Genomic DNA, 20,680 nt, shown 5'->3' on the forward strand with positions numbered 1-20,680 from the left:
AGTCCTCACTGTCTTGGTTCGAACCCGACCGGGCTCGAGTGGTTTGCGAATGTCTCTATGGTGGCGGCGCAAGGCTACCGGACCCGAGGATACTGTTGACTCGATGATCATGGGTACGACCACGGCAATGACGGAGGAACGGTGGCGGGGCTGACACGGCGATTCCTCGGTCCCATGGCGGGGCGCAGACGCAGGAAGAAGCGGTTGATCCTGACGCTGTGTGCGGTGTTCGTCGTGGTCCTCGCCGTCACGACCGCCGCGCTGGTGCTGCCCAGGGTCTCCAAGAGTGCCGACACCGCGATCGCACCCCCACCCGAGACGGTGCTGCCCAACCCGTCGATCACCGCGTTCCCGGACTCCGCCCCGGCACCGAGCGCAGCCGGTCTCGCAGGCGCGCTGGCACCCGTGGTGGACGACGCCGCGCTCGGCACCTTCACCGGAACCGTGGCCGACGCGCAGACCGGCCAGATCCTGTGGTCGCAGAATCCCGACACGCCCATGACTCCCGCATCGACGACCAAGGTGCTCACGGCAGCGGCCGCGATGCTCGCGCTTCCGTCCGACCATCGCGTCGCGACCCGGGTGGTCCAGGGCAGCGGGGAGGGCAACATCGTGCTGATCGCGGGCGGCGACCCCACGCTCACCGCCCTGCCGGTGGGTACGACCGGGTTCTATCCGGGTGCGGCACGCATCGACGACCTGGTGGAGCAGATCCGCCGCAGCGGGACCGCAGTGCGCAGCATCAGCGTCGACACGTCCATCTACTCCGGCGACACGATGGCCCAAGGCTGGTTCCCGGCCGATATCGCTGCCGGATCCATCACCCCGATCGAACCGATCATGCTCGACGGCGGCCGATCGAACCCTCTCGTCGACGAATCGCCGCGCAGCACCACGCCTGCCCTCGATGCCGGCCGCGCTCTCGCCGCGGGACTCGGCGTCGACCCCGCTGCGGTGACGACGGGCAGGGCGGCGGACGGTGCCGATCAGATCGCATCGGTGCAGTCGGCCCCGTTGCGAGATCGGCTGCAGCAGATGATCTATCGGTCCGACAACGTACTCGCCGAAGCGGTGGGCCGAGAACTCTCGCTCGAGATGAACACGGCGGCAAGCTTTTCCGGGGCGGTGGCGTCCATCGGCCAGACCCTGTTCTCGGCCGGCTTCGACATGGCCGGTCTGGCGTTGCAGGATGCGAGCGGACTGTCGGTCGACGGCAGGATTCCCGCGCGCCTGCTCGATCAGGTGCTGACGTCGGCAGCCGGGAGCGGTCAACCGGCACTGCGGCCGATGCTCGACTACCTACCGGTCGCCGGTGCCACCGGAACGCTGTCCGATCGGTACGCCTCGGGTGATCGCACCGGTGCCGGCTGGGTTCGCGCGAAGACGGGAACCCTCTCCGCTGCAAGCGCTCTGGCGGGATACGTCGTCGACGTCGACGGTCGGATCCTGACGTTCGCCCTGATGTCCAACGACCGGCCACCCGATGTCAGTCGACCCGCCCTCGATGCCGTCGCATCGACCCTGAGAATGTGTGGTTGCCGATGAGCACCGAAACAGCAACCGCCGACGACAAGGACGCCACGTCCGGGTTCGCCGGCGCAGTCGACTGGGCGGTGGCCGCGAAGGCCGGGGCGAAATTGGCCCGCCCGGGCCCGGCCACGTCGCGATACACAGCCGACGCAGTCGTGGAAGAGCTTGCCGCAGCATCGATTCGGGCCGAGGGGCCGGTGCGGGAGACGACCGGTCTGGCCGACGGTCTGCCGGTGCCCGACGCCCAGGTGGTCGATCGAGCAGGATGGATCGCAGCGGCGGCCGCGTCGATGAAGCACCTCACCGGGGACGAGAACGAGGCACCCCCGTCCGGTCTGCTCGGTGGCAAGCCCGCCGGGTTGCAGGCCGGTGCCATGCTCGCGTTCCTGTCCAGTGCCATTCTGGGACAGTACGATCCGTTCACCGGTGAGAGCGGCACCCTGTTACTGGTCGCACCCAACGTGATCGCCGTCGAACGAGCACTTCGCGTCTCACCCAGTGACTTTCGGCTCTGGGTGTGCCTGCACGAGGTGACCCACAGAGTGCAGTTCTCCTCCGCGCCGTGGCTCGGGCAGTACATGCGGGAGAACGTCGGATTGCTCTCCGACGGCACCGACGAGCCGATGTCCGATGTCCTCACTCGATTGAGCGGTGCTCTGAAAGCCAGGAAGAACCCCGGCGGATCCGCCGAGGACGCCGGCATCATCGGTCTGCTCCGGGCGACCCAGCCCGAGCCGCAGCGGCAGGCGATCGACCGGCTTCTCGTTCTCGGAACACTGCTCGAAGGTCACGCCGACCACGTCATGGACGCCGTCGGACCGGCCGTCGTGCCGTCGGTGGTGCAGATCCGCCGCGCATTCGATCGGCGACGCCAACGCAAGGTCAACCCCGTGCAACGCGTCGTGCGCACACTGCTCGGGATGGACGCGAAGATGGCGCAATACGTACGCGGCAAGGCATTCGTCGACCACGTCGTCGGCTCGGTGGGAATGGAACGCTTCAACACGGTGTGGACAGGGCCCGACACCCTGCCGTTGCTGTCGGAGATCGAGGACCCGGATGCGTGGGTCGCGCGAGTCCTTGGCTGAGGCTGCAGGACGACCCGGACTTCCCGAGTCGCCGGCGTTGCTGGAGGTTCGGCGTGCGGTGCGGGGTTGGTTGGCGGCGCATCCCGGCCCGGTAGCGGTGGCGCTGTCCGGTGGTGCGGATTCGCTGGCGCTCACTGCGGCGACGGCAGCCGAGGCCCCGAGCGTGACGGCACTGATCGTCGATCATGGGCTGCAGGCGGGATCGGCCGAGGTGGCTGCCGTCGCCGCCGAGCGTGCCCGGTTGCTGGGCGTCGCCGATACGCGGGTGCTGACGGTGACCGTGGCGGGTGCGGGTGGGGTGGAAGCCGCGGCTCGCCGAGCGCGATACGACGCATTGGACGCCGCGCGCGGCGGTGCCTCGGTGCTGGTGGCGCACACTCTCGACGACCAGGCGGAGACGGTGCTGCTGGGCCTCGGTCGCGGCTCGGGGCCGCGGTCCATCGCCGGAATGGCAGCGTTCGACGACCCGTGGGGTCGACCGCTCCTCGGGGTGCGACGCGCCGTGACGCGGGCCGCGTGCTCGGAGCTGGGACTCGAACCGTTCGAGGATCCGCACAACTTCGATCCGGACTTCACCCGGGTGCGGCTACGCCACGAGGTGCTGCCGTTGCTCGAGGACGTGCTCGGTGGGGGCGTCGCTCCGGCTCTGGCCCGAACGGCCGAGCAGCTGCAGGACGACGGCCGGGCGCTCGACGCCATCGCCGCGTCCGTCGTCGATACGAACACCCGCGAGTTGGACGTCTCGGCGATCGAATCGTCCGAGCCTGCGATCCGCCGCCGAGTGGTGCGGCGCTGGCTCCTCGGCCGGGGTGTGACGTCGTTGTCGGACCGGCAGATCCGCGCTGTCGACGCGCTCGTGGTCCGCTGGACCGGGCAGGGCGGGGTCGCGCTGCCTGGGGGAACGCCGGAGGCGAGGTTGGTGTGCTCGCGTCGGCATGGCAGGCTGAGCGTCGGCCTGGAGAACGAATGAAGGGAAACCCCGTGTACGAGGGCGACATCGAATCGGTTCTCATTTCCGAGGAACAGATCAAAACACGGACCGCGGAACTCGCAGAGGAAATTGCCAAGCGGTATCCCGAGGGTGCTCCCGAAGGCGACTTGTTGCTGGTCGGCGTTCTCAAGGGCGCGATCATGTTCATGACCGACTTCGCGCGGGCCCTGCCCATCCCGGCGCAGCTCGAGTTCATGGCGGTGAGCTCGTACGGCTCGTCGACGTCGTCCTCCGGCGTTGTCCGAATTCTCAAGGACCTCGATCGCGACATCACCGGACGCCACGTGCTGATCGTCGAGGACATCATCGACTCCGGCCTGACACTGAGCTGGCTCAAGCGCAACCTGGCGACCCGGTCGCCCGCCTCGCTGTCGGTGGTGACGTTGCTGCGTAAGCCCGACGCGATCAAGGTCGACGTGGAGGTCGCCAACGTGGGCTTCGACATCCCCAACGAATTCGTCGTCGGCTACGGCCTCGACTACAACGAGCGATACCGTGATCTGCCCTACATCGGTCTGTTGGACCCGAAGGTGTACAGCTGATCGGAGTTGCTTCGGTTCCGCCCGTGTCGCTGCGCTTGACCGTCCGTGAATGGACCATTGCCGCGCCGAGACGTATGCAATGGTCCATCGATGCGGATAGTGTGCGGCGAGATACGGGGAACTGCCGGGGGAGTGCAGTCGTTGGAGGGGAAGAAGCGTCGACGCCGACAGGCGCGTGGACGCAGAGCGCCAGGTAAGAGCGAGTCCGATGTCCGAGTCTCGCGGTAGCCTGGAGTATCCGGCGGGCAGGGAGCAGCCAGCGCGCGGGAGCGGACTGAAAGGACACGGCCGAGTCGGCTGAAGCTGTATGAATCGGAAGACAGTAATACGAAATCTCGCCATCGTTTTCGGCATTCTGTTGGTGATCTATGCCTTCAGCTACTTCGGTAACGACACGCGGAACTGGACGTCGGTCGACACCTCGGTGGCGATCGCCCAGCTCGACGACCGCAACGTCGAGTCCGCGCAGATCGACGACCGTGAGCAGCAGATTCGGCTGACCCTCAAAGAGGCCTCCGACGCCACGGACAACGAGAAGCAGATCATCGCGAAGTATCCGGACTCGGCGTCCGAGCAGATCTTCGACAAGGTCGACTCGCAGGGCTTGAACAGCTACAACACCACCGTCACCCAGGAGAGCTGGTTCAGCTCGTTCCTGCTGCTCATCCTCCCGATGGTGCTGATCCTCGGCGTGATCATCTTCGTGATGAGCCGTATGCAGGGCGGCGGCCGCGGCGGTGTCATGGGCTTCGGCAAATCCAAGGCCAAACAGCTGACCAAAGACATGCCGAAGACCACGTTCGCCGATGTCGCGGGCGCGGACGAGGCTGTCGAAGAGCTCTACGAGATCAAGGACTTCCTGCAGAATCCGGCTCGCTACCAGGCCCTCGGTGCCAAGATTCCGCGCGGCGTCCTGCTGTACGGCCCTCCCGGAACCGGCAAGACCCTGCTGGCGCGCGCCGTCGCAGGCGAGGCGGGCGTCCCGTTCTTCACCATCTCCGGCTCCGACTTCGTCGAGATGTTCGTCGGCGTCGGCGCATCCCGCGTGCGCGACCTGTTCGAGCAGGCCAAGCAGAACAGCCCCTGCATCATCTTCGTCGACGAGATCGACGCCGTCGGCCGCCAGCGCGGTGCGGGCATGGGCGGCGGACACGACGAGCGCGAGCAGACGCTCAACCAGCTGCTCGTCGAGATGGACGGCTTCGGTGAGCGCACCGGGGTCATCCTCATCGCCGCCACCAACCGACCCGACATCCTCGACCCGGCCCTGCTGCGTCCGGGCCGCTTCGACCGTCAGATCCCGGTCGGTGCCCCCGACCTGGCCGGCCGTCGAGCCATCCTCAAGGTGCACTCGGCCGGCAAGCCCGTCGCGCAGGATGCCGACCTCGAAGGTCTGGCCAAGCGCACCGTCGGAATGTCGGGTGCAGACCTGGCCAACGTCATCAACGAAGCGGCACTGCTCACTGCTCGTGAGAACGGCACCGTCATCACCGAGGCGTCGCTCGAAGAATCAGTCGACCGCGTCGTCGGTGGCCCGCGTCGCAAGAGCCGCATCATCAGTGAGCACGAACGCAAGATCACCGCGTACCACGAGGGTGGACACACACTCGCCGCGTGGGCCATGCCGGACATCGAGCCCGTCTACAAGGTGACCATCCTCGCGCGCGGCCGCACCGGCGGCCACGCGATGACGGTGCCGGAGGACGACAAGGGCCTGATGACGCGGTCGGAGATGATCGCGCGCCTGGTGATGGCCATGGGTGGACGTGCCGCGGAAGAGCTCGTGTTCCACGAGCCGACCACCGGAGCGTCCTCGGACATCGACCAGGCCACGAAGATCGCCCGCGCGATGGTCACCGAGTACGGCATGAGCAGCAAGCTCGGTGCCGTTCGCTACGGACAGGAACAGGGCGACCCCTTCCTCGGTCGTTCGATGGGGCAGCAGTCCGACTTCTCGCACGAGGTCGCACGTGAAATCGACGAGGAGGTGCGCAAGCTCATCGAAGCCGCGCACACCGAGGCGTGGGCCATCCTGAACGAGTACCGCGACCTGCTCGACACCCTTGCCTCGGAGCTGCTCGAACGCGAGACGCTCACCCGCAAGGATCTCGAGAAGATCTTCCACAGCGTCACCAAGCGCCCGCGCATCACTCTGTTCAACGACTTCGGTGATCGCAAGCCGTCGGACAAGCCGCCGGTCAAGACTCCTCGCGAACTCGCAGCCGAGCGCGGCGAGCCGTGGCCTCCGGTGCCGCCGGCACCGAAACAGCTTCCGCCGCAGCAGTTTCCGCAGCCCAGCTACGCCGGGTCGCCGCAGCTGACCAAGGGTGGGCAGCAGAACGGCAACAACGGCTACAACGGCGCGCCCAGCAACGGCGCACCCGGCACCGGCGAGCTCGGACCGAACACGGGTGCCGGTCGACGCAGCGCGCCTCCCCCCGGCGACTACAACGGCGGTAGCAACAACGGCGGCGGCGGTTACAACGGCGGCGGCTACAACGGCGGCGGTTACAACGGCGCTGCCAATGGCGGTCCTGCCAACGGAAGCTACGGGCCGAACACGGGCGGCGGATACTCCGAGGGCTATCGCCGGCCCGAGCCCCGACCGGGTCCCAATGGTTCGGGCCCCGATTACGGCGCCCCCGCCGGCTGGTCGGCACCCGGCTGGCCGCCGCGCGATCAGCCACAGGTGCCGCGCTACCAAGGCCCGTCCACGCCGCCGGCCCAGAACCAGCCGCCGCGTGAGCAGGACTCGGATCAGGGCTACCGTCAGCATCCGACGTACCAGCAGCCGCAGTCCTACCAGCCGCCCCAGCCGCAGCAGTCGTACGACCCGCAGCAGCCGCAGCAGTCGTACCAGCCGCCGCAGTACCAGCCGGATCCGTTCCGGCCGGACGCCGGGGAGCAGGGTCGCACGTCCCGGCACGAGCCTCCCTACGGCGAGAATTCCGAGGGCGCGCCGGAGTCGACTCCCACGTGGGAGGTACCGGAAAGCTCGCACAACTACCCGCTGCCCGGAGACGATCGACCCGCTCATGGTTCGTCGGAGGAGTCGCAGCAGGGTGAGCGCAGCGACGGTCACGGAAACGACGACGCAGGCCCACGCACCCAACGGTGGGAAGGACCGGGCGGCTCACACCGCTAGTCCGATCATTAGGCTGACTGGGTCGACCGTGACGGTCGACCCAGTGCGTCGTTTCGAACCTGTGCTGTTGTCCGTCGGCGAGCCGTTCACACCGAGCAGCACGCCCGCCCAGCTGTCACATTCTCGGATCCCAACCGGAGGTACGTTCTCGTGTCAGTCAATCGGACCGACGAGTCAGGCGACTCGGCAGAAGTCCCAGCAGTCGTGCAGTCTGCCGTCCCGCAGCAGGGAATCGCGGAGCCGGTGGCCTATGCCACGGGCGCGGTGTTCGACCAGCCCCGCGCGGAGGCTGCGGTACGCGAGTTGCTCATCGCTGTCGGTGAGGATCCCGATCGCCCGGGCCTGCTCGATACCCCGGCTCGTGTCGCCCGGTCCTACCGGGAGATCTTCGCCGGCCTGTACACCGATCCGGACACCGCGCTGAACACGACCTTCGACGAAGGCCATCAGGAACTGGTACTGGTTCGCGACATCCCCATGTACTCCACGTGCGAGCACCACCTGGTCTCGTTCCACGGCGTCGCTCACGTGGGGTACATCCCCGGCAAGAGCGGCAAGGTGACCGGTCTGTCGAAGCTGGCCCGCGTGGTGGACATGTACGCCAAGCGTCCCCAGGTGCAGGAGCGGTTGACCAGCCAGATCGCCGACGCGTTGATGCGCAAGCTCGATCCACGCGGTGCGATCGTCGTGATCGAGGCCGAGCACCTGTGCATGGCGATGCGCGGGATCCGCAAACCCGGTGCCAGCACCACCACCTCGGCGGTCCGGGGTCTGCTGCAGTCCAGCGCGGCATCGCGTTCGGAAGCCTTGGACCTGATCCTTCGGAAATGACGGTTCCGGTCCCCTCGCGATGATTCTCGCGCGCTCCGTTCCCCCTGCTCCCATCGTCATGGGCGTTCTCAACGTGACGGCCGATTCGTTCTCCGACGGCGGTCGCTACCTCGACGTCGACGCGGCCGTCGAACACGGTCTGGCGATGCATCGGCTCGGAGTCGACATCGTCGACGTCGGTGGGGAGTCCACGCGCCCCGGGGCGGACCGCGTCGACCCGTCGATCGAGGTGCAGCGCGTCGTACCGGTCATCTCGGCGTTGGCCGCGGAAGGCGTGAGCACCAGCGTAGACACGATGCGCGCACACGTCGCCGCTGCGGCGATCGAGGCCGGGGTGTCGATCGTCAACGACGTCTCGGGCGGTCGAGCCGACCCAGCGATGGCCGGCGTGGTCGCGCAAGGCGGGCTGCCGTGGATCCTGATGCATTGGCGGGCCGCCGACTCGACGTTCCGACACACCGGTCCGGCCGATCATTACGACGACGTGGTCACCGACGTCCGCCGAGAACTGCTCGAGCAGGTCGACCACGCAGTGAGCGCGGGGGTCGACGCGTCGCGGATCGTGCTGGACCCGGGCCTCGGATTCGCCAAGAACGCAGAGCACAACTGGCAGCTGCTGCGCGGACTGCCCACCCTGGTCGAGTCCGGTTTCCCGGTTCTGGTGGGTGCCTCCCGCAAACGTTTTCTGGGCTCGCTCCTCGCCGAACCGAACGGTTCGCCGCGTCCACCGGACGGCCGGGAGATCGCGACGGCCGTCGTCTCTGCTCTCGCCGTCGCCGGCGGCGCATGGGGAGTGCGGGTGCACGACGTTCGGTCGTCACTCGACGCGGTGGCCGTCGTGCGGGCATGGCAGGGTGGTCGCGCATGAGCGAGATCAACAGTGCCGCCGCAGGGACTCGACGCGGCGACCGCATCGAATTGCGCGGGCTCACCGTCCGCGGCAATCACGGGGTCTTCGACTTCGAGAAGCGGGACGGCCAGGATTTCGTCGTCGACATCACCGTTTGGATGGATCTCTCGCCCGCGGCCGAGACCGACGATCTGACTCGAACGCTGCACTACGGCGAATTGGCCGAACGTGCCGCGGCGGTCGTAGCGGGCCCGTCCCGGGACCTGATCGAGACGGTCTCCGCCGAGATCGCCGAGGTGGTGCTCGGTTACGACTCCCGAGTCGACGCGGTGGAGGTGGTGCTGCACAAGCCGTCGGCTCCCATTCCCCTGACGTTCGGCGACGTTGCCGTGGTGGCCTATCGGGAGCGAAAGTGAGCCGTGCAGTGCTGTCGATCGGCAGCAACATCGGCGACTCGATGAGCCACTTGCGTTCTGTCACAACGGAATTGGGTTCACGCGTGGTGGCGTGCTCGGCCGTCCATCGATCTGCTCCGTGGGGTGGCGTCGAGCAGCAGGACTTCCTCAACGCGATCGTGGTGGCCGACGACGACGCCTACGACCCGTGGGACTGGTTGCGTCTGGCGCAGCAGCTAGAGGAGGCAGCGGATCGCGTTCGAGTGCAGCGTTGGGGACCGCGCAGCCTCGACGTCGACGTGATCGTGTGCGACGACGTCATCAGTGAGGACCCGCGCTTGATTCTTCCCCATCCCCGTGCGCACGAGCGCGCGTTCGTACTGCTGCCGTGGCTGGACGTCGAGCCCGACGCCACTCTTCGGGTCGACGGGGCGGACGTGCCGATATCCGAGCTGCTCGAGCGTCTGAGTGCGGACGAGCGCGCGGGAGTCATCCGTCTCGACGGCGACGGTGATCGACTGTGGTGACCAATCCCACCAAGATCTGGGATGTCTTGGGTTTGTTTCTGATCGCCGCAGTGGGCACGTGGCTGCTGGTGCGGGTTTTCTACGGTTCGTTTCCGCCGATTCCGGTGTACGCCGGAGCGTCGCTGTATCTGGTCGCCGTGGTCGAAGTGGTGACCGCGGTGATCGTCCGCAACCGCATTGCCGAGCATCGAGTGGGTACCGGTCTGCACGACCTGCATCCGTTGACGGTCTTCCGGGCGCTGGTGTTGGCGAAGGCGTCGCTGCTGGTGGGAACCGCTCTGGTGGGGGTGTGCGTCGGCTTTCTGGTGTACGTACTGCCGCGAGCGGCGACAGTGCGAGCGGCGTCCGCGGACCGAGCCGGAGCAATCGTGGCCCTCGTCGCGGGCCTGGCCGTCGTCGCCGCCGCCGTGTGGCTCGAGCAGTGCTGCCGCACCCCGGAAGATCGTGACGACGAGCGCTCCCGATAACGTATCCGTCCCTCGATCGTTACCTTCGTTGTGTACGTGATCGGTCGGGGATGACCGGATGCGACCGACATGCCGGTTACCCTTGAGAACATGACAGATCAGACTCGCGCCAAGAAGGGACGCCGAAAGCGGCGTAGTGCGAGCCAGCTGTTCCTCGCGGCGCTCGTCGTGTTCGGCATCGTCGCCAGCGTGCTGTTGTTGTTCAGCGAGAGCGTTCAATGGATGCGCGTCGGGGTGCTCTCGGCGCTGTGGGCCGCGGTGATCGGTGCGTTCGCGATGACGAAGTACCGCAGGGAAGCGGCCGCGGACCAGACCAAGGCCAAGGATTTACAGACCGTCTACGAGCTACAGCTCGCCCGCGAGATCTCGGCCCGACGCGAGTACGAGATGAGCGTCGAAGCCCGGGTGCGCAACGAGACGCGGTTGGAATCGGACGAGGTCGCCGCGCTGCGTAACGAACTGGCCGCGCTGCGCCAGAACCTGCAGGTGCTCTTCGAGGGCAATCTGCCGACCGAACGGGTCGCACTGCGCGCCGAGGCGATGCGGATGCAGGAACTCGGTGGCCGCGGATACGACAGCTACCAGCCCGCCCCGTCCGGGTTGTACGTACGAGGAGGCGGCAACGGCAACGGACCCGGCTTCAACGGCGTGGGTACGCCCTACGACGAGCCGGTCACCGCCGAGACGTCGGTGGTCTATCCCGAGGATCCGGACGGAATGCCCCGCGCGACGGCGGCACCGGACACCGATTCCGGGTACGCACAGGACGCGTCCGCCGAGCAAGGTTCTGTGCCCGAGGGATACGACGACGTCACCGACGCCGGGCAGGACGACCGCGCCGAGCCGCCTGCCGCGCAGGCTCGCCCCTACGGTGCCCCCAGGCCTGCCGGTCGGGTGAGCCCGCCCACCTCGCCGTTCACCGCCTACAACTTCGAGCAGACGCGTCGACCCGCAGCCGAATCCGAACCCGTGGACCAATCCGAACCTGTGGACCATCCCGAGCCTGTCGACTCCGTACCTGTCGAGGAGGTGCAGCCTCAGCAGGCCCCCGAGTCCGAATCGGCCGAGGATGCGGCCACGTATCCGGAGTCTCGCCGCACGCTGCGAGATTCGGCCGATGCGTTCTTCGCCGCCGACCGCATCGACGACACGCCTGCCGAGGAGCCGGCGGACGCACCTCGACGTGGACGTAGGCGCGCCGAATCCACCGAGGAGGCGTCCGGCGCGCACTCCAACGGCCGTTCCGTGGCCGAGATCATGGCCGGGCTGGCAGGCGGCGATTCGGCCGATACGACGACCACCGACGCGGGAACGCGTCGCCGTCGCCGACGCGCAGACTGAGAACCAGATCACACCGGTTTCCCATGGCACGTTCGGTGCCGCTGTCGCTAGTGTTCCCTGCAGGACGTCTGGTACCCGCGGAGCGGGACTGGAACGAACGAGAGGAAAATTTCGGTGACCTCATCAGGGTTCACTGGTGGTCTGTCTCCGGCTCGCTTGACCGTCGGTGTCGTCTCCGCCGGTCGGGTCGGAACGGCATTCGGTGAGGCGCTCGAACGCGTCGGACACGTTGTCGTCGGTGCCGCCGCGGTATCGGACGCATCCATCGCGCGAGTACGTGATCGATTGCCCGAGTCGCAGATTCTGCCTGTCGACGAGGTTGCCCGTCGCGCTGAACTGCTGATTCTGGCGGTGCCGGACTACGAACTGGCCTCGATCGTGGCCGGTCTCGCGGCGACCGGGGCGGTCGCGCCGGGCAAGTTGGTGGCGCACACCTCCGGCGCGAACGGCGTTGCGGTATTGGAGCCGTTGGCTGCCCTGGGCGCGGTGCCGTTGGCGATACATCCGGCGATGACATTCAGCGGCGGACCCGAGGACACCGACCGGATGACGGCGGCGTGCTTCGGCATCACTGCGGGCGACGAGATCGGGTACGCGGTGGCCCAAGCACTCGTCCTCGAGATCGGCGGTGAGCCGGTCCACGTGCCCGAGAACAACCGAGCGCTGTACCACGCGGCATTGGCCCATGGCAGCAATCACCTCGTCACGCTGGTGGTCGACGCGGTCGAGGCGCTACGAGTTGCGTTGGCCGGTCCTGGTTTTCCTGGATCCGACGCCGAACGTGGTGTGCCCGAGCGCGTTCTGGCTCCGCTGCTCGAAGCTGCACTGGACAACGCATTGCGCAACGGGCAATCCGCGTTGACCGGCCCGGTGGCCCGAGGCGATGCCGCGGCTGTCGGCAAACACCTCGAAGTGCTCGAGGCCGTGGATCCACGGATCGCCGCCGGGTACCGTGCGCTGTCGTTGCGGTCCGCCCAACGCATCGGTGCCGCAGCCGATCTGATCGAAATTCTGGAAGGGAAGCGATGACCCTCGCGGGCAGCTACACGAAGGGACAGTTGACGGTTCACCACGATCCTGCGGTGATCACGTCGGTGTCCAAGGCCCTACGGGGCGTCGGCAAGCAGGTCGCTCTGGTGCCGACCATGGGCGCATTGCATGCCGGCCACCTGCAGTTGGTGCGTCAGGCGAAGCTCACCGGCGCGGTCGTGATCGTGTCGATTTTCGTCAATCCACTGCAGTTCGGTGTGGGGGAGGACCTCGACGCCTATCCGCGGACACTCGATGCCGATGTCGAACTGCTCCGCGGTGAGGGCGTGGAACTGGTCTTCGCGCCGTCCGCGTCGGATATGTATCCGTCGGGGCCGCGCACCACGGTCCACCCCGGGCCGCTCGGTAGTGAACTCGAAGGTGCCAGCAGGCCGACTCACTTCGCCGGGATGCTCACCGTCGTGGCCAAGCTGCTGCAGATAGCCGCTCCGCATCGGGCGTACTTCGGGGAGAAGGACTACCAGCAGCTGACGCTGATTCGTCAGATGGTGCGAGATCTGAATTTCGATGTCGCGGTCATCGGAGTCCCGACGGTCCGTGAGCAGGACGGTCTGGCTCTGTCCTCGCGCAACAGGTATCTCGATGCCGAACAGCGTGACGCTGCGATGGCGTTGTCGGCTGCACTCGTGGCCGGGGCGCACGCTGCGGCCGGCGGAGTGGAGGTCATCATCGCCACCGCGCGTGCCGTCCTCGACGAGGCACCACTGGTGCAGGTCGACTATCTGGAGGTGCGCGACCCGCATCTCGGCCCGGCTCCCGAACGCGGAGACGGAAGACTGCTCGTGGCAGCCAAGGTGGGCACCACGAGATTGATCGACAACGTCGGTGTCGCAGTCGGCACCGGTTTTCTCGAGTACCCCGACGATCCGAAGAGCTGAGGGCACAACATGTTTCGAACGATGATGAAGTCCAAGATCCATCGCGCCACCGTCACGCATGCAGACCTGCACTACGTGGGCTCGGTGACCGTCGATCAGGAGCTGATGGAAGCAGCCGATCTGCTCGAAGGTGAGCAGGTCACCATCGTGGACATCGACAACGGAGCGCGGCTCGAAACCTACGTGATCACCGGTGAGCGCGGCAGCGGTGTCATCGGAATCAATGGAGCTGCAGCGCATCTGGTCAACCCGGGCGATCTGGTCATCCTGATCGCCTACGGGGTCATGAACGAGCAGGAAGTCACCGACTACGCGCCTCGGGTGGTGTTCGTCGACGACAAGAACCGGCCGGTCGAGCTGGGCAGCGATCCGGCTCATGCGCCTGCGGGTTCGGGTCTGATCACGCCGCGCGATCTGCGGGCCGACTCCGTGCTGGTCTGAGACGATGCTCCTCGCGATCGATGTACGCAACACCAGCACGGTGGTCGGGCTCTTCACCGGCACCGGGGATCACTCGAAACTGCTGCGCGACTGGCGTATTCGCACCGATCCCCACGTGACGGCGGACGAGCTGGCGTTCATGTTGCGAGGGTTGTTGGGCGAACAGGCCGAGCAGATCACCGGGGTGACGGCCCTGTCCACGGTGCCGTCCGTGCTGCGTGAGATGCGGACGATGCTCGTACGCTATTGGGATCACGTGGTGCACGTGGTGGTCGAACCCGGTGTGCGGACCGGGGTTCCACTTCTGGTGGACAACCCGAAAGAGGTCGGGGCCGACCGCATCGTCAATACCCTTGCCGCGCATGACCTGTACGACTCGGCATGCATCGTGGTCGATTTCGGCACCACCACGTGCGTCGACGTCGTCTCGGCCAAGGGCGAGTTCCTCGGCGGAGCAATCGCGCCCGGTCTCGAAATCTCGGCGTCGGCCATGTCGACGCGCACTGCAACGCTGCGTGAGGTCGAGATGGTGCGGCCGCGATCGGTGCTGGGAAAGAACACCGTCGAGTGCATCCAGGCGGGCACCATCTTCGGTTTCGCCGGCCTGGTGGACGGGCTCGTCGGACGCATCAGACGTGAGGTGCCGGAGGTCAAAGGGTCCGACGTCGCGGTCATCGGTACCGGAGACATCGCTGCGCTGATCCTGCCCGAATCGACCACCATCGAGCATCACGAACCCGACCTGACGCTCGAAGGACTTCGATTGGTCTACGAACGCAACATGGCAAAGCGGCGGCCACGCTGAATGTTTCGGCGGCGGCCACGCTGAATGTTTCAGCGGCGGCCACGCTGAAGGTGTCGCGCTGAGGGTTTCGCGCTGAGGGTTTCGCGCTGACCGTTTCCAGTCGGCGCTAGCGCATCGGGCGTTCGTGTGTCAGAATCGTCGGCGTGATGACGTGCATGGCCACCCAGGAGTGTTGTCGAGGCTGACCGCTGCCTCGTTCGTTACACACCCCTGGAGTAGAGCTTCATGCTTTCCACACCTGTATTTTCTGTACCCAACCGACCCCTTTCGACCTCGCGGTCGGTCTCGACGTTGCCGACGCGGCTACGTCCACCGGACCTGCTGCGCATCACCGATCAGGGCGCATCGGACGTCCTCGAGGGGCGATTCGACCACCTGCTTCCCGGCGGTGGACGGTGGCCCACCGACGAGCGTTTGGCCACCCGCCTGCACTCCGACGACGATCTCGACGTGTGGTTGATCAGCTGGGTTCCCGATCGGTCCACGGAACTGCACGATCACGCCGGCTCGCTCGGCGCACTGACCGTCCTGAGCGGGTCCTTGCTCGAATATCGCTGGGCGGGAACCGAATTGAAGCAGCGTCGGCTCGAGGCGGGTGACCAGGCGTCGTTCCCTCTGGGTTGGGTGCACGACGTGATGCACAGTCCGTCCTCCGCCACGCCCGGACCCACCCTCAGCGTGCACGCCTACTCGCCGCCGTTGACGGCGATGTCGTACTACGAAGTGACCGAACGGGCCACGCTGCGTCGCACCCGTAGCGAGCTCACCGACGAACCCGAGAAGGCGACCCGATGACCATCGTCGAAATGCTCGAATCCGCACGCGAGACCATCGATCGCATGACAGTCTTCGAGCTCCGTGACGCCGTCGACCGCGGCGCGGTCGTTGTCGACATTCGGCCGCAGGCGCAGCGCGCCGTCGAAGGAACTCTGCCGGGCGCGCTGGCCATCGAACGCAACGTTCTCGAATGGCGTCTCGATCCCACCAGCGATGCGCGGCTGGCGATCGCCACCGACCACGACGTCGAGTGGATCGTCATCTGCTCCGAGGGGTACACCTCCTCGCTCGCGGCCGCGTCGCTCAAGCTGCTGGGTCTGCACAAGGCCACCGATCTGGTCGGCGGCTATCAGGCCCTCAAATCGGCCGGGCTGCTCGGAGTATTGACGCAGGCCAAGCACTGCGTTCGTGAAGCAGAGGCCGTCGCAGCGCACTGATCGTCCTGACAGTCCTGGACTGTAAAGTGTCTGCGCGTGAGTGATACAGCTTCTACCCAGCCGGCCGACGACACCCCGGAGCAGCTACGGATTCGTCGCGCCAAGCGCGCTTCGTTGCTTGAGCGCGGGGTCGAGGCGTACCCGGTGTCGGTTCCGCGGACCCATTCGCTGCTCGAGATCCGCACCCAGTTCCCCGAGCTCGACGCCGACACGACAACCGGCCTGATCGTCGGGGTCGTCGGGCGCGTCATCTTCGTCCGCAACACCGGCAAGCTGTGCTTCGCCACGCTGCAGGAGGGCGACGGTACCCAACTCCAAGCCATGATCAGCCTGGCAGGCGTCGGGGAGGACGCCCTCGCAGCCTGGAAGTCCGATGTCGATCTCGGTGACTTCGTGTTCGTGCACGGCGAGGTCATCAGTTCTCGTCGCGGTGAGCTCTCGGTGATGGCAGACGCATGGCAGATCGCGTCGAAGTCGTTGCGGCCGTTGCCCGTCGCGCACAAGGAACTCAGCGAAGAGACGCGTATCAGGCAGCGGTACCTGGATCTGATCACGCGTCCGGAGGCCCGAGAGACCGCCCGCAAGCGCATCGCCGTCGTTCGTGAACTTCGTAACGCACTCGAGCGACGCGGCTTCCTCGAAGTCGAGACCCCGATGCTGCAGACGCTGCACGGCGGTGCGGCGGCCCGGCCGTTCGTCACCCACTCCAATGCGATGGACACCGATCTGTTCCTGCGTATCGCGCCTGAGCTGTTCCTCAAGCGCTGCGTCGTCGGCGGCATCGAGAAGGTCTTCGAGATCAACCGCAACTTCCGTAACGAAGGTGCGGACTCCTCGCACTCGCCGGAGTTCGCGATGCTCGAGACCTACGAGGCCTACGGCACGTACGACGATTCGGCGAAGATGACGCGGGAACTCGTCCAGGAAGTGGCCATGGCCGCGCTGGGATCCACCGTCGTGACGCTTCCCGACGGCACCACCTACGACCTCGGTGGCGAATGGACGACACTCGAGATGTACCCGTCGTTGTCGGAGTCGCTCGGATTCGACGTCACCCCCGATACCACCGTCGACGAGCTGCTCGCGATCGCCGACAAGGTGGGCGTCGAGGTGCCGCGCAAGGACGGCGTCCCGATCTACGGCCACGGCAAGCTCGTCGAGGAACTGTGGGAACACCAGGTGGGCGACGCGTTGACCGAACCGACGTTCGTTCGTGATTTCCCCGTCGAGACGTCGCCGCTGACGCGTCAGCACCGCAGCAAGCCGGGCGTCACCGAGAAGTGGGACCTGTACGTTCGCGGATTCGAGCTGGCGACCGGCTACTCGGAGCTGGTCGACCCGATCATCCAACGCGAGCGTTTCGAGGACCAGGCGCGTCAGGCCGCAGCAGGCGACGACGAGGCGATGGTGCTCGACGAGGACTTCCTGGCCGCCATGGAACAGGGCATGCCGCCGACCACCGGAACCGGCATGGGAATCGACCGTCTGCTGATGGCGTTGACCGGCCTGGGTATCCGCGAAACGATCCTGTTTCCGATCGTCAAGCCCTCCCAGGCTTGATCGGGAGGTAAAGCGCTGTTCGCCAGCAGCGGACATCGGATGGGAAACGTTTTGCATAGTGCCTGCGTTATGAACAGTAAGCAGGCACGGCAGTCCGAATCAGCGGGCGGTTGCGCAGCATTTCAGGGGTGGAGGGTCGGCGTTCGTCACGTCGGCCAACTACAGTGAGAATCAGTCTTACCTTCAAATGCACAAGCGACCTCAGCGTATGGACACTGCGGCGCTAGAAGAACTGGTGGGCGAGCTACCACCCACCAAGAAGTGAGGGAGAGCGATGTTCGAGAGGTTCACCGATCGCGCGCGGCGTGTTGTCGTCCTGGCTCAAGAAGAAGCCCGGATGCTCAACCACAACTACATCGGCACGGAGCACATTCTGCTCGGCCTCATTCACGAGGGCGAAGGCGTCGCCGCCAAGTCTCTCGAGTCGCTGGGCATCTCCCTCGAAGGAGTACGCAGCCAGGTCGAGGAGATCATCGGCCAGGGCCAGCAGGCTCCGTCCGGTCACATCCCGTTCACCCCGCGCGCCAAGAAAGTACTCGAGCTCAGTCTGCGTGAAGCACTGCAGCTCGGCCACAACTACATCGGCACCGAGCACATCCTGCTCGGCCTGATCCGCGAAGGCGAAGGCGTCGCAGCTCAGGTTCTGGTCAAGCTCGGAGCCGACCTCAACCGGGTACGCCAGCAGGTCATCCAGCTGCTGTCCGGATACCAGGGCAAGGAGCCGTCCGAGAGCGGCAGTGGCCGCGGCGAGGCGGGTACCCCGTCCACGTCACTGGTCCTCGATCAGTTCGGTCGCAACCTCACCCAGGCCGCGCTCGAAGGCAAGCTCGACCCGGTCATCGGTCGCGCGAAGGAAATCGAGCGCGTCATGCAGGTGCTCTCGCGTCGTACCAAGAACAACCCTGTTCTCATCGGCGAGCCCGGTGTCGGTAAGACCGCAGTCGTCGAAGGCCTGGCTCAGGCCATCGTCAACGGCGAGGTTCCCGAGACACTCAAGGACAAGCAGCTCTACACCCTCGACCTCGGCTCGCTCGTGGCCGGCAGCCGTTACCGCGGTGACTTCGAGGAGCGCCTGAAGAAGGTGCTCAAAGAGATCAACACCCGCGGCGACATCATCCTGTTCATCGACGAGCTGCACACACTCGTCGGCGCAGGTGCAGCCGAAGGTGCCATCGACGCAGCGTCGATCCTCAAGCCGAAGTTGGCTCGTGGCGAACTGCAGACCATCGGTGCCACCACTCTCGACGAGTACCGCAAGTACATCGAGAAGGACGCCGCACTCGAGCGTCGTTTCCAGCCCGTCCAGGTCGGCGAGCCGACCGTCGAGCACACCATCGAGATCCTCAAGGGTCTGCGCGATCGCTACGAGGCACACCACCGCGTCTCGATCACCGACGGTGCACTCGTCGCTGCCGCCACTCTGGCCGACCGGTACATCAACGATCGGTTCTTGCCCGACAAGGCAATCGACCTCATCGACGAGGCGGGCGCGCGGATGCGCATCCGTCGGATGACCGCGCCGCCAGACCTGCGTGAGTTCGACGACAAGATCGCCGACGCACGCCGGGAGAAGGAATCGGCCATCGACGCACAGGACTTCGAGAAGGCTGCGAACCTGCGCGACAAGGAGAAGACCCTCGTCGGCCAGCGCGCCGAGCGGGAGAAGCAGTGGCGCTCCGGTGACCTCGACGTCATCGCCGAGGTCGACGACGAGCAGATCGCCGAGGTCCTCGGAAACTGGACCGGCATCCCCGTCTTCAAGCTCACCGAGGAAGAGACCACTCGTCTGCTCCGCATGGAGGACGAGCTGCACAAGCGGATCATCGGTCAGGTCGAGGCAGTCAAGGCCGTCTCGAAGGCGATCCGTCGTACCCGTGCAGGTCTGAAGGATCCCAAGCGCCCGTCGGGCTCGTTCATCTTCGCCGGCCCGTCCGGTGTCGGTAAGACCGAGCTGTCGAAGGCTCTCGCGAACTTCCTGTTCGGCGAGGACGACGCGCTGATCCAGATCGACATGGGCGAGTTCCACGACCGCTTCACCGCTTCGCGTCTGTTCGGTGCTCCTCCCGGATACGTCGGCTACGAAGAGGGTGGCCAGCTCACCGAGAAGGTCCGCCGCAAGCCGTTCTCCGTCGTCCTGTTCGACGAGATCGAGAAGGCCCACTCGGAGATCTACAACACGCTGCTTCAGGTCCTGGAAGACGGTCGCCTGACCGACGGACAGGGACGCACGGTCGACTTCAAGAACACCGTGCTCATCTTCACCTCGAACCTCGGTACCGCAGACATCTCGAAGGCTGTCGGTCTCGGCTTCTCCTCGGGTGAAGGCACCGGCTCGAACTACGAGCGCATGAAGCTCAAGGTCAACGACGAGCTGAAGAAGCATTTCCGCCCCGAGTTCCTGAACCGTATCGACGACATCGTCGTGTTCCACCAGCTCACGCGAGACGAGATCATCCAGATGGTCGATCTCATGCTCAACCGAGTCGAAGGTGCGCTCAAGAACAAGGACATGGCGATCGAGGTCACCGAGAAGGCCAAGTCGTTGCTGGCCAAGCGCGGATTCGACCCCGTCCTGGGTGCGCGGCCACTGCGTCGCACCATCCAGCGCGAGATCGAGGACGCGTTGTCGGAGAAGATCCTCTTCGGCGAGATCGAAGCCGGCCAGATCATCCTGGTCGACGTCGAGAACTGGGACGGCGAAGGCGCAGGCGAGGACGCGAAGTTCACGTTCCGCGGCGAGAAGAAGGCCATCATCGTCCCCGACGAGGTCCCGGTCGATCTGGCCAAGGCCGCCGGAGACAGCGACAGCGAGTAAGTTTCACAGTTCACGCCAACGGGCGATCCTCTTCGGAGGGTCGCCCGTTGTCGTATCCTCACCTGCCCCGCTCGCCCGCCCCGCCCCGCCCCCGGCTGCCGAAAGGCCCCCCGCCCCCCGTTCGCGTCAATGGACCCCTGCAGCGCTCAGACGCATGTGCACCGCTCCCCAGAAGTTGGACTGAGTAATTCAGTTCCAACGACTGGGGAG

19 protein-coding genes are annotated in these 20,680 nt (G+C 66.1%); all 19 read left to right on the top strand.

What is annotated here, in order from left to right; all coding sequences use genetic code 11:
* The first annotated feature begins 174 nt into the window (after positions 1-174).
* Positions 175-1,545, top strand: a complete 1,371-nt coding sequence (gene dacB / locus QM588_RS21415; protein ID WP_283316417.1) for a D-alanyl-D-alanine carboxypeptidase/D-alanyl-D-alanine endopeptidase — start codon at positions 175-177, stop codon at positions 1,543-1,545.
* Positions 1,542-2,618 (top strand): zinc-dependent metalloprotease, encoded by a 1,077-nt coding sequence (locus QM588_RS21420; protein WP_283316391.1) that lies wholly within the window; start codon positions 1,542-1,544, stop codon positions 2,616-2,618. Before dacB ends, QM588_RS21420 begins: the two co-directional genes overlap by 4 nt.
* A complete protein-coding gene (gene tilS / locus QM588_RS21425) occupies positions 2,590-3,588 on the top strand; it encodes a tRNA lysidine(34) synthetase TilS (protein WP_442972958.1) in 999 nt (332 codons plus the stop codon). The genes QM588_RS21420 and tilS overlap by 29 nt, the downstream gene beginning before the upstream one ends.
* Before the next feature lie 11 nt (positions 3,589-3,599).
* Positions 3,600-4,151 carry a hypoxanthine phosphoribosyltransferase gene (hpt, locus tag QM588_RS21430; RefSeq protein ID WP_027494374.1) on the top strand — a complete coding sequence of 184 codons (552 nt, stop codon included), beginning with the start codon at positions 3,600-3,602 and terminating at the stop codon, positions 4,149-4,151.
* A 307-nt stretch (positions 4,152-4,458) separates the two neighbouring features.
* Positions 4,459-7,296 carry an ATP-dependent zinc metalloprotease FtsH gene (ftsH, locus tag QM588_RS21435; RefSeq protein WP_283316394.1) on the top strand — a complete coding sequence of 946 codons (2,838 nt, stop codon included), beginning with the start codon at positions 4,459-4,461 and terminating at the stop codon, positions 7,294-7,296.
* Positions 7,297-7,500: 204 nt separating this feature from the next.
* Positions 7,501-8,127, top strand: a complete 627-nt coding sequence (folE, locus tag QM588_RS21440; protein ID WP_371832575.1) for a GTP cyclohydrolase I FolE — start codon at positions 7,501-7,503, stop codon at positions 8,125-8,127.
* 19 nt (positions 8,128-8,146) lie between these two features.
* Positions 8,147-8,995 carry a dihydropteroate synthase gene (folP, locus tag QM588_RS21445; protein ID WP_283316395.1) on the top strand — a complete coding sequence of 283 codons (849 nt, stop codon included), beginning with the start codon at positions 8,147-8,149 and terminating at the stop codon, positions 8,993-8,995.
* A complete protein-coding gene (gene folB, locus QM588_RS21450) occupies positions 8,992-9,393 on the top strand; it encodes a dihydroneopterin aldolase (protein ID WP_204846996.1) in 402 nt (133 codons plus the stop codon). The genes folP and folB overlap by 4 nt, the downstream gene beginning before the upstream one ends.
* On the top strand, positions 9,390-9,899 hold the full coding sequence (gene folK, locus QM588_RS21455; RefSeq protein ID WP_283316398.1) for a 2-amino-4-hydroxy-6-hydroxymethyldihydropteridine diphosphokinase: 510 nt from the start codon (positions 9,390-9,392) through the stop codon (positions 9,897-9,899). Before folB ends, folK begins: the two co-directional genes overlap by 4 nt.
* Entirely contained in the window at positions 9,896-10,366 is a 471-nt protein-coding gene (locus QM588_RS21460) for a DUF3180 domain-containing protein (protein WP_032369421.1), read from the top strand. The genes folK and QM588_RS21460 overlap by 4 nt, the downstream gene beginning before the upstream one ends.
* A gap of 90 nt (positions 10,367-10,456) precedes the next feature.
* Positions 10,457-11,707 (top strand): DUF6779 domain-containing protein, encoded by a 1,251-nt coding sequence (locus QM588_RS21465; protein ID WP_283316400.1) that lies wholly within the window; start codon positions 10,457-10,459, stop codon positions 11,705-11,707.
* A gap of 114 nt (positions 11,708-11,821) precedes the next feature.
* Positions 11,822-12,736 (top strand): Rossmann-like and DUF2520 domain-containing protein, encoded by a 915-nt coding sequence (locus QM588_RS21470; RefSeq protein ID WP_283316402.1) that lies wholly within the window; start codon positions 11,822-11,824, stop codon positions 12,734-12,736.
* A complete protein-coding gene (gene panC, locus QM588_RS21475; protein WP_283316405.1) occupies positions 12,733-13,635 on the top strand; it encodes a pantoate--beta-alanine ligase in 903 nt (300 codons plus the stop codon). The genes QM588_RS21470 and panC overlap by 4 nt, the downstream gene beginning before the upstream one ends.
* A 9-nt stretch (positions 13,636-13,644) precedes the next feature.
* Entirely contained in the window at positions 13,645-14,076 is a 432-nt protein-coding gene (gene panD / locus QM588_RS21480) for an aspartate 1-decarboxylase (RefSeq protein ID WP_283316406.1), read from the top strand.
* Between the two features lie 4 nt (positions 14,077-14,080).
* Entirely contained in the window at positions 14,081-14,881 is an 801-nt protein-coding gene (locus QM588_RS21485) for a type III pantothenate kinase (protein WP_283316407.1), read from the top strand.
* Between the two features lie 225 nt (positions 14,882-15,106).
* The gene (locus tag QM588_RS21490; protein ID WP_283316408.1) at positions 15,107-15,676 is read left to right on the top strand and encodes a cysteine dioxygenase; all 570 of its coding nucleotides are present in this window, start codon (positions 15,107-15,109) and stop codon (positions 15,674-15,676) included.
* Complete coding sequence (locus QM588_RS21495) at positions 15,673-16,095, top strand: rhodanese-like domain-containing protein (protein ID WP_032364474.1); 423 nt, start codon at positions 15,673-15,675, stop codon at positions 16,093-16,095. The genes QM588_RS21490 and QM588_RS21495 overlap by 4 nt, the downstream gene beginning before the upstream one ends.
* Before the next feature lie 36 nt (positions 16,096-16,131).
* The gene (gene lysS, locus QM588_RS21500; protein WP_283316410.1) at positions 16,132-17,655 is read left to right on the top strand and encodes a lysine--tRNA ligase; all 1,524 of its coding nucleotides are present in this window, start codon (positions 16,132-16,134) and stop codon (positions 17,653-17,655) included.
* Between the two features lie 274 nt (positions 17,656-17,929).
* Positions 17,930-20,470: an ATP-dependent Clp protease ATP-binding subunit gene (locus QM588_RS21505; RefSeq protein ID WP_032364473.1), complete on the top strand. Its 2,541-nt coding sequence runs from the start codon at positions 17,930-17,932 to the stop codon at positions 20,468-20,470.
* Positions 20,471-20,680: the final 210 nt, after the last annotated feature.

The sequence above is a fragment of the Rhodococcus sp. IEGM 1354 genome (assembly GCF_030056855.1).
Lineage (GTDB): Bacteria > Actinomycetota > Actinomycetes > Mycobacteriales > Mycobacteriaceae > Rhodococcoides.